Here is a 13,461-nt window from a genome sequence, read left to right on the forward strand (position 1 = left end):
AAAATCGCATCCTGAAAATGGAAAAGGGAGCCGAAGCTCCCTTCCAATCCGTTCTGTTGCCAAGTGGATCAGGCTCCTAGCGGCCAAATTAGGCGGCTAATGCGTAACTTTCGTCATTTGCATTTAAGAGTTTTGCTTGATTTACGGTCATCGCCTACCGGCTGCCAGTCTTCCTATCTTTCCCTGTCGAAACCTTGGCGTCCCCATCAACAAGATACTCTATTGCAAATATCCTGTTGGTGGAGACGGCGGGACTCGAACCCGCGTCCAGAAAACCTTCAGTTAACCAGATATACAGCTTGAGTAGAATAATAACACAAAAACAAAATAAATCCACACTCAAAGAAGCACTTTTATTTCAATGCATTACAAACTTTTTTAGTCTTCCAGCAGTTTTTTCCAGCCCTGAACGCCCAATTGCGTGACTTTTTCTATGTTACTGTCAAAAATGACACTGGCATCAGGATATTGCTGTGTCGCCTTGTCCAGACTTGACTCTCTGATCAGATGCAAGATGGGATAGGGTGAGCGGTTGGTATAATTACCGATATCATCGACTTCGGTATCGGCAAACTGATACTCGGGATGAAAACTTGCTATTTGCAACTCTCCCACCAGTTCCAACTCTTCAAGAGTCAGCTCGGCAATATCCAGAAAATCATTAAAACCATAAAAGTCCTCAAACACATACGGCACCACCAACAAACAGGTATCCAGGACTTCAGGATCGGTTTCGATCAGGTTTTCACACTCTTTGACCAAGATCTGCTGCAGCTCTTTCACCGTTTCAGCACCCGTTACAACAATGCGTACCTGATTCTTTACGTAAACACTTTTGGCAAAAGGACACAGGTTCAGGCCAATCACGGCTTTTTCGACCCATTTTTTTGTCTTTTCCAGTATAACCGTTTCTTCTGAAGGCTGAATTGTTAACATAATCTCTTTAACCCGCTTAATTGATAAAGTCCTATTGTATCGCTACTCTTAGCACACCGCTTGCGTACCCTAAAACAATAAAACCAACTCATCATGCCGCACAAGCGTGTAGAATGGAGTGTTTTACAATAATTTCCGGCTCGTTAGCAACATCATGACCTTTGCTTTTATTATTCCCAGTGCGATCAATGACCGTGCCAACACATCCATTGACAATACGATGGAACCAACCGCCCCCTCCGAGCATTCAGCTGAAAGCGCCTATGAACAGCTTCTGGCTACTGTCCGCAGCATTAACGAATCAGCCAAAGGTTCATTGATATCGGTCATTGAACATGGCGCTATCGCCCTGGATGACACGAAAAAAATCGACTTATTAAAACAGATCGACTTTTTGATGGAATACAACAACAACGAAATTATCCAGAAAACAATCGAACAATACGCTGAGCGCATAAAATCTTTCAACCTTACCGAACTAACCTGCTTGATCTGGTTTCTGGAAGTAGCACAACAGCACCAAATTTTCAGCAAGGTAAAACGTTTGTTTTTCATCAGACCAGGCCAGGTTTTTGACCCTGCGGTGCATGCACTTTCTGCCAACAAACCTGAAGCCAAAAACAAATTCATTTTGCCCAACTCCTATCCCTCACCCTACCTGTCAGGGCAAACCGGGAATATATGCCTGCAGTTCAATACTGACATATGGAGTTTTGAACCTGGCCAGATCCCCTCACTGCTGGAAAGCCTGAAAAAAATGAGGGCATTCATGGAGCAACGCTTCAACGAAGACGGGTACGTAGACCTTGGTCATTGCCTGTATAAATTTATAAATGCCAGCCATATTTTCTATGACCTGGCGCTGGTTACCAAGCCCAACGCCGATTAAAACAACAATTCATCAACCAAACGGCAAACACCAGGCCGCCAGCCAGGCATATGCAAATTGAACACTTGTTTTATTTTGCCATTGCTCAATCTTGAATTCAGGGGACGCCTGGCCGGCGTGGGGTATTGGGCTGTCGTAACCGGCACAACCTCCTGAAGTGCCAATGAGACCCCTTTGGCACGTAACTGTTCAAAGATCAGGTTGGCATAGGCCTGCCATGAGGTTTCCCCATCGGGCACCAAATGGTATATGCCATTCAAAGCGTTACGGTTTGGACCCGGATGCTCATTGAAATAAAACCGTATGGCATGTGCCGTGACATCCGCAATCAAGTCCGCACCGGTTGGCACGCCAATCTGATCACTCACAATGGCCAACTTCTCTTTTTCCCTGGCCAGTTTAATCATTGTTTTGGCAAAATTTCCGCCATGCGTACCATATACCCAGCTGGTACGAAAAATCAAATGCCCACACCCTGAACGCATAATTTCACGTTCGCCTTCCAGTTTGGTATAACCATAATAGTTGACAGGATTGCCCTGCGCCAACTCTGACCGGGCCTGCTCTCCGGTGCCATCAAAAACATAGTCACTAGAATAATGCACCAATAAGCCCTGATGGGCCTTCAAGGCCCCGGCAATAGTCACCGGGGCTCTGGCATTGATCAAAAGTGCCTGCTCACGATCTGACTCAGCCTTGTCAACGGCCGTATAAGCGGCTGCATTAACCACAACATCCGGCTTTAAATATTCAATGGTATTTGCCAGTCCATGAAGGTCTGACAAATCACCACACAGACCATATTCATTATGACGGGACAGGGCAAAGATCTGCCCCAAAGGCTGCAATGCCCGTTGCAATTCCCAGCCAAGCTGGCCATTTTTCCCCAGTAATAGAATTTTCATAATAATTACATTACTCCGGCTTGTTAAACACGCCACCGAAATGACGCTGCAAGAAAAGACTGATGTCATCAACAATGGTAAAGACCACGGGAATAACCAACAGACTTAAAAAGGTCGATGTAATTAAACCACCTATTACGGCAATCGCCATCGGTGAACGAAAACCCGGATCGGCCTCACTAAGCCCAAAAGCCAGCGGCACCATGCCAGCCCCCATGGCCAGGGTTGTCATTAAAATGGGACGCGCCCTTTTATGACAGGCATCCAGCAATGCTTCATAACGCGAAATATGCTTTTCGCGTTCCGCCAAAATCGCATATTCAACCAGTAGAATTGAGTTTTTAGTGGCGATACCCATCAGCATGATAAGACCAATCAAGGACGGCATGGAAAAACTCTTGTCTGCCAGCAACAAGCCCAGGAAAGCGCCCCCCAGCGATAAGGGCAAGGCAGCCAGAATGGTGAAAGGATGCAAGAATTGCTTGAAAAGCAGCACCAGCACAATATAAATGCAAATAATCCCCACTGCGATTGCCAAAGAAAAACTCTCGAACAACTCCCCCATAATTTCCGCATCACCAATGCTGACAATGGAAATACCTGCCGGCAGTTGCTGGATGGAAGGCAACTGCATGACTTTTTTAATGACATCACCCAAGGCCTGGCCGGAAAGCTCAATTTCAAAATTAATATTTCTGGCCCGATCATAACGATTGACCACAACAGGGCCGGCCCCCAGACGAATATCCGCAATCGTACTCAAGGGCACCGATCCCTGTGAGCCAGGCACTTTCAGCTCATTAAGAAAATCGATATCTTCAAGCACCCACTTTTGCAGGCTTACCACAATAGGCACCTGACGCTGGTCAACATTCAACTTGGACAGCGCCACCTCATAATCCCCACTGGTCGCCACCCTCAGGGTATCGGCAATAGCCACGCTGCTTACTCCATATTCGGCCGCCAAATCATATTTGGGATAAATTTCAATTTCGGGGCGTACCAGACTGGCGGTGGATGAAATATTTCCCAATCCGCCAATCGTTCGCAACTCACGACCCACATTCAAAGCCGCCTCCTGCAACACATCGGCATTATCTCCAGACAAGACCAGCACATATTTTTCTCCAGAACCGCCCAGACCAACCTTCACCCTGACCCCGGGTATTTGCAGCAACAGATCCCGGAATTCATTTTCCAGGACCTGTTTTACAGGTCTGTCACCCCGATTTTTCAACAGGATGGTTAAAGTCGCTTTACGCACATCCTGCGTGGTCCCGATGGCAAACATGTCACCCCCGGCCGCCCCACCACCTATGCTGGTATAAATGCCTTCTATATACGGATTGCCGGCCAACAGGGTAAGAGCGTGATTGGCTGCCTCTGTGGTTTCTTCAATTTGGGAGCCAGGTGGCAACTCAAGATAAACCTGAGTCTGGGAAGTATCATCAGCCGGCATGAAACCGGTGGGCAACAAAGGCACAATCATGATTGAGCCAATAAAAAACAAACCCGACAAAATCACGGTTATCCAGCGATGATGCAGGCACTTTTTAACCAGAGACAGATATCCCCGCATCCAGGCCGCATCCTTGTCCTCCCGGACAGCCGGTTTCAGAATATAGGCGCACATCATGGGTGTCAGCATGCGTGCGACCACCAGGGAAGCAAAAACGGCCAAAGAGGCCGTCCAGCCAAATTGCTTGAAAAACTTGCCTGCAATACCACTCATGAATGCCGTTGGCAAGAAAACCGCAATCAATGAAAAAGTGGTCGCCACCACGGCCAACCCAATTTCATCAGCCGCCTCCATCGCTGCCTGATAAGGCGTCTTGCCCATTCTCAGGTGACGCACGATATTTTCCACTTCCACAATCGCATCATCTACCAGAATACCCACCACCAGAGAAAGCGCCAACAGTGTGACCACATTAACGGTAAAGCCCAGGAAATACATCCCGATAAAAGCAGGAATGATTGACATGGGCAAGGCAACGGCTGAAATCAGGGTTGCCCGAACATTTCTAAGGAATAGCCAAACGGCCACCACAGCCAGCAAAGCGCCCTCATACAGCATATGCATGGAGCCATTGTATTCACCCTGCACGGGTGCAACCATGTCAAAAGCCTTTTCAAATTCAATATCGGCATATTTGCCCTGCAGCGTTGTCAACGCTTCAACAACCCCCTGGCCCACCTCGATTTCACCCGCTCCCCGACTGCGTGACACCTCAAAGGCGATCACCGGCCCGCCATCCATGAAAGCGATCGTTTCCGGATCGGCATAAGTATCGGTAATGGTGGCAACATCAGACAAGGTAATGACCTGTCCATTATTCAAGGGAATTTGAATATTACCAAGCTCAGCGGCGGTTTTGACCGCCCCCAGGGTTCGAATGGGCTGATTCTGCTTGCCCAGTTCGGTTTTTCCACCTGACAATTCCTTTTGAATATCCCTGAGCTTTCTGGAGATTTCCGCTGCCGTGGCATCCAGGCCTTGCATCAGAACCGGATCAAGCTCTATTTTGACCTGACGTTCGAAGCCCCCCACCCGATTGACTGCGCCAACACCAGGCACCGCCAGCAACGCTTTAGCGACTTCATTGTCCACAAACCAGGACAGATCAGTCTGATCCATCCGGCTGGAGTGAACTGTAAAAGCCAATATGGGTTGGGCTGCCATCTCCAGTTTTGTAACCACAGGTTCACGAATATCGGCCGGCAAATCGTTCCTGATCGCAGAAATGGCACTACGCACATCATCAACCGCTTCCTGGGTGGGTTTTTCAAGATTGAACTGGGCCGTGACAGTCGCCACGCCATCTTCCAAGGTACTGAAAATATGTTTGATACCCTGCACGGTTGCCAGCTTGTCTTCCATCTTGCGGGCAACATCATTTTCAAGCTGCGAAGGCGTAGCCCCCTCAAGCACGGTGGTCACCACAACCGTGGGCAAATCAATATCAGGAAAATTCTGGATTTTCATCTGATGGAATGAAAACAGGCCCATCAAGGTCAACAACACGAAAATCATGCAGGCCGGTAAAGGATTCCTGATTGACCAGGCGGATACGTTCATGATATTTACTGCCCGGCCCTGGCAAAGGCTGCACCGGAAGCTGTAACGGAAGCCATTCCAGGTACTGTATCAGCGGCAACCTGAGCCACACGAACCGTATCACCATCTTCAAGGAAGCGTGCCCCCTTGACCACGATCGTATCACCTGCAACCAAGCCGGAAAGTACTTCCACGCCATCGGGTAAAGACTGGCCGATGTCTATTTTCCGCAATGCAACCCTGTTATTTTCCTCGAGAACAAATACATAATAAAAGCCATCCCGCAACACCAGGGCCTGACGCGGCAATACAATAACTTCACGGGTACCCAGTTTAAAGTCCCCCCTGACAAACATGCCTGCCTTAACCAAGGGACTGGGAACCAGATCCACATACACGATAGCCTGCCGGGTTTGCTCATTCAGAGCGGGCGACTGTTGCCTGACCGTCCCTTCAACAACACCCTCCCCAACATGCAAAATCGCTTTTGTCCCCGTCTCAAGCTCGCTCAAATGGCGGCTCGAGACCGACGCTTCCCATTGCAGCTTATTCTGGACAATCAGATGAAAAAGCTCTTGACCGGGACTATAAACGGCCCCCAAGATGGCAGACTTTGCCGAAACAACCCCATCATAAGGTGCCAGCAACCGGGTATAAGCCAAACGCTGCTCCTGCCCAAGCAATGCAGCCTGGGCCGAGGCCAGTTGAGCCTGATTGATTTTTTCAGCCGCCAGGATTTGATCTGCCTCTTGTTGACTGACCGCGCCACTACCCATGAGACGACGGATACGCTTGGCATTTTGGGTCGCTTGCTCAAGACTGGCCTGAGCCTGGATGATAGCCGCCCTGGTCTGGTCAATTTCCGTCCTGATGATGGTGTCATCAAACTCAGCCAGAAGTTGCCCGGCCTGGACGACATCACCCACATCGGCAAAAACCGCTTTCAGGCGCAAACCAGTGGTTTGCACACTTACACTGGCATCCTGCCATGGGCGAATATTGCCGGTGGCAGACAGGATTCTTTCCATTTCAACAAAATCAACCTGCTGGACAGAAACCGTTAATGCAGGACGGGGCGGCTCGGCAGGACCATTGCTGGCCCATGCCATTGAAGGCCCCAGAAAAAAGAGCAACAATAGGTTCAAAAACACGACAACGGCTCGAACTGGCATGCAATGGCTCAATTATTATCATCCTGCAAGAAGCCGCCTTATTGATGAAGGCTTGCTTCTTGCTTGTGGTTTACTTCATGTTGACCATATCCGCGACAATATTGGCCGCCTCTTTGGCCGCAATATCAATATTGTCCTTGCGTTTTTTCTCATTGGCCAGCTCTTCTTTAAGATTGCCCTCGCCTGCCTGCAAGCCATCATCAAGCCGGAAGCTACCCACATCGGACTCTCCCAGCTCCTTGCGTCTGGCCTCAAAATCCTTACGTTGGGCTTCCATGTTTTCACGTTCTTCAAGACGGGTTTGATAGTTCAGGGAAATGACTTTCTGGTCTGAGAGCTTGCGGGCGTAGTCCAATTCATCCTGCATTAACTTCCAGCTTCCCGATTCGCTAACACGATCTTTGTGCAAACGGGCCAAATTGACAATGGTTGGCTTCAAATCCCCCACAGGTTTGTATGAAGCGGGGTCAATTTCAGTCCAGGGCATGGCATTTTCATAACTGGATTCACCCAGTTCTTTGGCATCAAACACCGTAGGGAAGATGATATCGGGCACAATACCCTTGACCTGCGTTGAACTGCCATTGACACGGAAAAATTTCTGGATGGTCCATTTCAGGGAACCCAGTTCTTCATCCTGGGGACGACGCAAAAATTCGTTCAACCCACGAATGGTTTGCACCGACCCTTTACCCCAGGTAGGATCACCCAGCACCACGCCACGTCCGTAATCTTGCATGGCTCCTGCAAAAATCTCGGATGCCGACGCGGAAATACGGTTAACCAATACTGCCAGAGGCTTATCCCACACCATGTCTGTTTTCATGCTGCGCACATTGGACACCGAGCCTTCGGCAGTGCGCACCTGCACAATCGGGCTCGGCCCTCCGATAAACAATCCACTCAGGTTTGCCGCTTCAGTCAGGGAACCACCGCCATTATTGCGCATATCCAAAACGACGCCATCAACATTGGCCTTGTTCAGTTCCTCCAGAATGGCGCGAACATCACGCGTCACACTTTTAAAGTTCTCTTCCCCGCGGGCACGGGCATCAAAGTCTTCATAGAAGCTGGGGATAGTAATCACAGCCACTTTTCTGGTTTGACCATCATTTTCAACTTCAAGTATTTTGTATTTGGCAGCCTGGTCCTCAAGCGTTACCTTTTGACGTACAAGGGTGACGACTTTCGGCTTACCGTCAATACCACCCTCGGCAGGAATGATTTCGATCCTGACTGTACTGCCGCGTTTGCCGCGAATCTTGTTGACGATATCATCAAGACGCCAGTCAATCACGTCCTCCATGGGACCTTTTGCCCCCTGACCGACAGCCACAATGCGATCACCCGGCTGAATCTGTCCGGACTTGTCAGCAGGCCCACCTGGCACCACTTCACGGATTTGGCCATACTCATCACGCTTTTGCAATACAGCGCCAATTCCCTCGACAGACAGGCTTATTTGCACATCAAAGTTCTTGGCTGAAGAAGGGCTGTAATAATTGGTGTGCGGATCGGTACTGCTGGCATACGCATTAATGAACATCTCACTGACATCTTCACTGCTCATGCGTAAAATCTGGTTGCGATTATTAATATAACGCTTCCTTAACGTATCCTTGATTTTTTGATCAGAACTGCCTGCCAGCTTCAATCTTAAATAATCATTCTTGACCCGCTTGCGCCACAAATCATTGATTTCCTCATTGGTCTCAACCCATTTGCTTTTCTTTCGGTCAAGCTCAAAAGACTCGTCAATGGAAAAATCAAAATCCTCTTTCAGGGTGGACAAGGCGTGATCAAAACGCTGTTCAACGCGGTCCTGGTAAATTTCAAAAATATCAAACGGAATTTCCAGGCGGCCATTTAGCAGCATGTCATTCATTTGATCTTTCACAGCTGAAAATTTCTCGATATCGGACTTCAGAAAAAACATTTTTGAAGGATCGAGCATTTTCAGATATTCATCAAAAACCGCGTGGGACATGAAGGTGTCCAACGGTTTTTTATCATATTCGAAACGGGTCAGAATGTTTGAAACAATAATGGCCGCCTTGGCATGCTCGATATCTGGGGAAAGCGCTTGTTTCTGTGGCTTTTTCAGGCTGCCTGAAGTTACCGATTCGGTTTTGCCTGCCGTTGACTCGGCCGATTGCCGGGCCAACACAGGCTGGATGACCTGGGCCTGACCCACTTGATCAACCTTGCTGACGGTTTCGGAGTCGGCATATACACACCCGGAGGTGGCAATGAATGCCAACGCAGCTACTAATACTTTAAACTTCATGCGACATCATCTCTTTTCAGTAAAACCAGGCAATACCTTACTGCTTGGTTTATATATATATTAACAGTCGGTTTTATAAGCAAATTCATGCCTGGACACAAACAACGCTTACCCTTTCATGCGCTACAACCATGTCTATTTGGCCTTCGTGACTTATCACAAGATAAATGACACTGAATTTTAGAAAAAGTTTATTTTATTTGTCTTGCATTACTTTTTCTGAACTGCAATTTTACCTGTTTTACCGCAACCCGCCTGTAATCGAAGAAAAAAACACAAGACTGATATTAGCAGGATATTCATCAAAAGTTACAGGAAAAAAAGCACCTGGCTAATGCAAATGCTTCATACTGCTACAATCCATTGACTTCAGGACAAACAAGAGAGATATTCATGGCCCGCTATTTTCCAAAAAAACCAGCCATTTCCCGCTTTGGCGGCTTACTTTCCTTAATTCCCCTGTTTTTTTGTGCCAGTTTTCCCATACAGGCACAAAATACCGACTTTGCCGCCTGCCTGGACAGACTGCAGCCTGAAGCACAAAAAGCCGGTATTTCCGCCTCCTCTTTCAGACAATTCACTGACAGTATTGTCCCTGACATGAGCATCCTGGAAAAACTGGATTATCAGCCTGAATTCAAGCAACCCATCTGGGACTACCTGGCGGCGCTTGTTGATGAACAACGCATCCAGGAAGGCCTGCAAAATCTTCGTCTTCATAAAAATACCCTGGCCCGCATCCAGGAAAAATACGGGGTTGACCCTGCAACAGTGGTTGCCGTTTGGGGAGTGGAAAGCAACTTTGGCCAAACGTTCGGCAAATACCCACTGGTTCAGGCTTTGGGAACCTTAAGCTGCTATGGACGCCGACAGGCGTTTTTCCAGAAAGAATTCTTTGCTGCACTCAGGATCCTGCAATCTGGCGACATTACCCCCGAGCGCCTGGTTGGATCATGGGCAGGTGCTTTCGGACATACCCAATTCATGCCCACCACATTTGAGCGCCTTGCCGTTGATTTTGATGGTGACGGACACCGCGACCTGATGGACAATACCGAGGATGCCCTGGCCTCTACGGCCAACTACCTGGCCAAGAATGGCTGGCACAGCGGTCAGCCCTGGGGCTTTGAAGTCAAACTGCCCGATAATCTTTCCATTGCCGGTGAAGGCCGCAAAAAGAAACGGACCCTGCAAACCTGGATCAACAAAGGCCTTACCGACGTCAATGGCCAACCGCTAAACAAACTAGCCCCCACTTCCATGCAAGCGGGCCTGCTTACACCCGCAGGGGTCAATGGCCCAGCTTTCCTGGTTTTCAAGAATTTTGACGTTATCTACAGCTATAACGCGGCAGAAAGCTATGCCCTGGCCATTGCCCACCTGTCTGATCGCCTTAAAGGTGAAGGTGCCTTCAAAAAAGCCTGGCCGACTGATGATCTGGGCCTGTCACGTAGCGAACGGATTACCTTGCAAAAAATACTGCTGCAAAAAAGTCATGATATTGGCGAAGCGGATGGCTTGATTGGCAGTAAAACCCGTGAGGCCATCAAAGTCGAACAAACCAGACTGGGCCTGCAAGCCGATGGCCGTGCCGGACAAAAAATCCTGCGCGCGCTGCGGCAAGCCAATTGAACGGCAAGCCACATGATAAAAAACGCAGCCCTTTTCTTACGGCTGTGTTTTTAATTTTTTAGTTTTATTTAGTGTGAATGACTCAGTCCACTTGCTGACTGGCACACACACTTCTTAAAAACGTCTCGCATTTAGCCAATTGCTCCAGAGCAATGTATTCGTTGGCCTTGTGCGCCTGCTCTATGCTTCCTGGCCCACAAATAACCGTTGGAATCCCGGCCTGCTGAAACAGGCCGCCTTCCGTTGCATAAGCCACTTTAGCGATTTCCGTTTCTTTGGTCAGCCCACGCACCAGTTGCATGATGGCTTCTTTTTCAGCCGTTTCCATACCCGGCGCACTGGCCAGCTTAATCAGCTCGATACCGGCATCGGGATTTTCTTTTTTCATTTGCGGCACCAGGACATCATTAATATAAGATTCAATCCGTCCCAGTATTTCAGTGGGTGATTGTGCCGGCAATGTACGGTACTCAAAAAGGAATTCACAATGTGCAGGCACCGTATTGATGGCATTGCCGCCCTGGATGGTACTGGTTTGCCCGGTGGTAAAGGGCACATCAAAATACGCATCAAACGGCCCTTTTCGTTTTATTTCATCGGTTAAGTCACGGAACATGCAGATAATACGCGCGGCATATTCAATGGCATTTGTACCCACTGGGGTTAATGATGAATGCGCGGCACAGCCATGTACGATACATTTGTACGCGCTAATCCCCTTATGCGCCACAACCGGCCGCATGCCTGTCGGCTCACCCACAATACAACCCGCCGGTTTAATGCCCTTTTGCGCCAGTTCCTGCAACATAAGGGGGGCCCCCAGACAACCTATTTCCTCATCAAAGGAAAAAGCCAGATGCAACGGTGCTTTCAGATGGGACTGGGTAAATTCAGGCACCAGTGCCAGGACCGTCCCAATAAACCCCTTCATGTCGCAGGCACCACGCCCGTATAAACGCCCGTCCCGTTCTTGCGCCACAAAAGGCTCACTATTCCAGTCCTGCCCATCGACAGGAACCACGTCGGTATGCCCCGATAACACCAACCCTCCGACAAGGTGTTCCTGATTGGCTGCAGGAATAGTGGCAAACAGGTTGGCCTTTTTGCCATCTGCATTAAACACCAAAAAGCTCTCTACCCCACAATGCGTCAGATATGCCTTAATGTATTCGATCAACTCAAGATTTGAATAACGACTGGTGGTATCGAAGCCAATCAGTTTTTTGGTCCAGTCAAGACTGGTTTGCGGAAATGTAGACATGCTTGTTCAGATATAAGAAAAAAACAATCTTCAAGTGTATCAGCTACACTGTTGTAAAAATGACATCAAAAATACATAAATGCTGGTTTTTTAGGGGCAGCATAAAAAACCGTTGCTTTTTAAAAAAAGAACATGCATAATTACGTTCTTACTTAGATTGATTTAAGTAATTGGCTCTTTAGCTCAGTCGGTTAGAGCGACGGAATCATAATCCGCAGGTCCCCCGTTCGAATCGGGGAAGAGCCACCAAAGAATTTATAATGAAATCAATGAATTAGCCGCTTACTCAAGCGGCTTTTTTATTGCCTGAATCAACACTGTGGCAATTTTGTGTCAACCCACTCGACTGCGACCAAATCTTGCATAGCCCGAGCCCGCCCATCCTTACCCCAGCACCACCTCCACATCATCCCGCTCACTAGCCACCGCCCTGAAAATATCAATCAGACCTTCATAGTTCATCTCACCCAAGGCATCCGCACTGCTGGCATGATCCAACCAGACAATTTTGAAAGGACCTTTGACATCGGTGCTAAGACTGTCATACAGGGCATCCAGATTACGACCAAAGTATGGCGGCAACGCCAACTCAAGCTGCAGCAAATCATAAACTTCATCGATATTGCCAATACGACTTAATTCACAAACCCGAACGGAACGCGCCGCTTTTTTTTTCAAGCGACGCGCCGAGATAAAAGAAGATTTTACTGACATGATGGCACCTTGTGAAATGTCTCGTAGTGATCTACCGTAACGTAACGCTGACGACCATCTGCGCTGAATACCAAACGCTTGGCATTGCGTTTTTTGCCCCAATAATCCAGATCAGCCTCTTTCCAGCTACCTTTGGGCAATCTGCGTTCATAATTACCAAAATGGTCACCCCCCAAGGACTTACCTTTTAAGGCGGGAATATCTGAAAAATAACGCCCCGGGCTCCAACCCTGCTCACGTGCCTGCTGCTTCATCACAAAATAAGCCGGTAATTTTTGGCGGGTATTCAATGTTCGCAAGATTTCGGTCAATTGCGTTTCATTGATTTGACCTGACAAGTGGTTTCTGTTCAACGTCTGAACAACTTCCTCACAGGTGACAATACCCCATTGACCGGCTGATTTTTCAAGCTCGGTAGGTGCTTTGCCCATGGCCAGTACCGGCATTGAAATTGAAAGCAGAAAACCCAACAATAAACGCGTCATGACTTCATCCCGTATTTGCAGGATAATACCCCGCAAGCAATTGACATTCATACTCCGGAGTATTTTACAATTTAAGTATTTACACTTCCATAGCAGAATGGTAATAGTTCATTTTTTTTCAA

At 48.2% G+C, this 13,461-nt stretch carries 10 protein-coding genes, 1 tRNA gene and 1 other RNA gene; 3 read left to right on the top strand and 9 right to left on the bottom strand.

Features of this window, described 5'->3' with window-relative positions; translation table 11 throughout:
* Window positions 1-19 precede the first annotated feature (19 nt).
* Both ssrA and KU392_RS01190 read right to left on the bottom strand, forming a co-directional pair.
* Window positions 20-350, bottom strand: a transfer-messenger RNA (tmRNA) gene (gene ssrA / locus KU392_RS01185).
* Between the two features lie 28 nt (window positions 351-378).
* Window positions 379-936, bottom strand: a complete 558-nt coding sequence (locus KU392_RS01190) for a DUF1415 domain-containing protein (protein WP_169294180.1) — start codon at window positions 934-936, stop codon at window positions 379-381.
* Between the two features lie 154 nt (window positions 937-1,090).
* On the opposite strand from KU392_RS01190, the gene KU392_RS01195 reads away from it, so the two are divergent.
* On the top strand, window positions 1,091-1,825 hold the full coding sequence (locus tag KU392_RS01195; protein WP_169294179.1) for a hypothetical protein: 735 nt from the start codon (window positions 1,091-1,093) through the stop codon (window positions 1,823-1,825).
* On the opposite strand, the gene rfbD is transcribed toward KU392_RS01195, so the two are convergent.
* The 4 genes from rfbD to KU392_RS01215 all read right to left on the bottom strand — a co-directional run bounded on the left by rfbD (window position 1,822) and on the right by KU392_RS01215 (window position 9,247).
* Entirely contained in the window at window positions 1,822-2,730 is a 909-nt protein-coding gene (gene rfbD / locus KU392_RS01200) for a dTDP-4-dehydrorhamnose reductase (protein WP_217734330.1), read from the bottom strand. The genes KU392_RS01195 and rfbD overlap by 4 nt on opposite strands.
* 10 nt (window positions 2,731-2,740) lie before the next feature.
* The gene (locus tag KU392_RS01205; RefSeq protein WP_217734331.1) at window positions 2,741-5,809 is read right to left on the bottom strand and encodes an efflux RND transporter permease subunit; all 3,069 of its coding nucleotides are present in this window, start codon (window positions 5,807-5,809) and stop codon (window positions 2,741-2,743) included.
* Window positions 5,810-5,814: 5 nt separating this feature from the next.
* A complete protein-coding gene (locus KU392_RS01210) occupies window positions 5,815-6,960 on the bottom strand; it encodes an efflux RND transporter periplasmic adaptor subunit (RefSeq protein WP_217734332.1) in 1,146 nt (381 codons plus the stop codon).
* Between the two features lie 70 nt (window positions 6,961-7,030).
* Window positions 7,031-9,247: a carboxy terminal-processing peptidase gene (locus KU392_RS01215; RefSeq protein ID WP_169294175.1), complete on the bottom strand. Its 2,217-nt coding sequence runs from the start codon at window positions 9,245-9,247 to the stop codon at window positions 7,031-7,033.
* Between the two features lie 393 nt (window positions 9,248-9,640).
* On the opposite strand from KU392_RS01215, the gene KU392_RS01220 reads away from it, so the two are divergent.
* A complete protein-coding gene (locus KU392_RS01220; protein ID WP_217734333.1) occupies window positions 9,641-10,879 on the top strand; it encodes a lytic murein transglycosylase in 1,239 nt (412 codons plus the stop codon).
* A gap of 82 nt (window positions 10,880-10,961) precedes the next feature.
* Here the strand turns inward: KU392_RS01220 and argE are convergent, their stop codons facing one another.
* On the bottom strand, window positions 10,962-12,140 hold the full coding sequence (gene argE, locus KU392_RS01225) for an acetylornithine deacetylase (RefSeq protein ID WP_169294173.1): 1,179 nt from the start codon (window positions 12,138-12,140) through the stop codon (window positions 10,962-10,964).
* Window positions 12,141-12,312: 172 nt separating this feature from the next.
* Here argE and KU392_RS01230 point away from each other — a divergent pair.
* Window positions 12,313-12,389: transfer RNA gene (locus KU392_RS01230), tRNA-Met, on the top strand.
* Between the two features lie 135 nt (window positions 12,390-12,524).
* On the opposite strand, the gene KU392_RS01235 is transcribed toward KU392_RS01230, so the two are convergent.
* Both KU392_RS01235 and KU392_RS01240 read right to left on the bottom strand, forming a co-directional pair.
* Window positions 12,525-12,854 carry a barstar family protein gene (locus KU392_RS01235; protein WP_217734334.1) on the bottom strand — a complete coding sequence of 110 codons (330 nt, stop codon included), beginning with the start codon at window positions 12,852-12,854 and terminating at the stop codon, window positions 12,525-12,527.
* Complete coding sequence (locus KU392_RS01240; protein ID WP_246587180.1) at window positions 12,845-13,390, bottom strand: ribonuclease domain-containing protein; 546 nt, start codon at window positions 13,388-13,390, stop codon at window positions 12,845-12,847. Before KU392_RS01240 ends, KU392_RS01235 begins: the two co-directional genes overlap by 10 nt.
* Between the last annotated feature and the right edge of the window lie 71 nt (window positions 13,391-13,461).

The organism is Advenella alkanexedens (assembly GCF_019132845.1).
Classification (GTDB): Bacteria; Pseudomonadota; Gammaproteobacteria; order Burkholderiales; family Burkholderiaceae_B; genus Advenella; species Advenella alkanexedens.

Coding starts and splice junctions, on each gene's coding strand:
- KU392_RS01190 (WP_169294180.1), bottom strand. CDS start 936: ATGTTAACAATTCAGCCTTCAGAAGAAACGGTTATACTGGAAAAGACA.
- KU392_RS01195 (WP_169294179.1), top strand. CDS start 1,091: ATGACCTTTGCTTTTATTATTCCCAGTGCGATCAATGACCGTGCCAAC.
- rfbD (WP_217734330.1), bottom strand. CDS start 2,730: ATGAAAATTCTATTACTGGGGAAAAATGGCCAGCTTGGCTGGGAATTG.
- KU392_RS01205 (WP_217734331.1), bottom strand. CDS start 5,809: ATGAACGTATCCGCCTGGTCAATCAGGAATCCTTTACCGGCCTGCATG.
- KU392_RS01210 (WP_217734332.1), bottom strand. CDS start 6,960: ATGCCAGTTCGAGCCGTTGTCGTGTTTTTGAACCTATTGTTGCTCTTT.
- KU392_RS01215 (WP_169294175.1), bottom strand. CDS start 9,247: ATGAAGTTTAAAGTATTAGTAGCTGCGTTGGCATTCATTGCCACCTCC.
- KU392_RS01220 (WP_217734333.1), top strand. CDS start 9,641: ATGGCCCGCTATTTTCCAAAAAAACCAGCCATTTCCCGCTTTGGCGGC.
- argE (WP_169294173.1), bottom strand. CDS start 12,140: ATGTCTACATTTCCGCAAACCAGTCTTGACTGGACCAAAAAACTGATT.
- KU392_RS01235 (WP_217734334.1), bottom strand. CDS start 12,854: ATGTCAGTAAAATCTTCTTTTATCTCGGCGCGTCGCTTGAAAAAAAAA.
- KU392_RS01240 (WP_246587180.1), bottom strand. CDS start 13,390: ATGAATGTCAATTGCTTGCGGGGTATTATCCTGCAAATACGGGATGAA.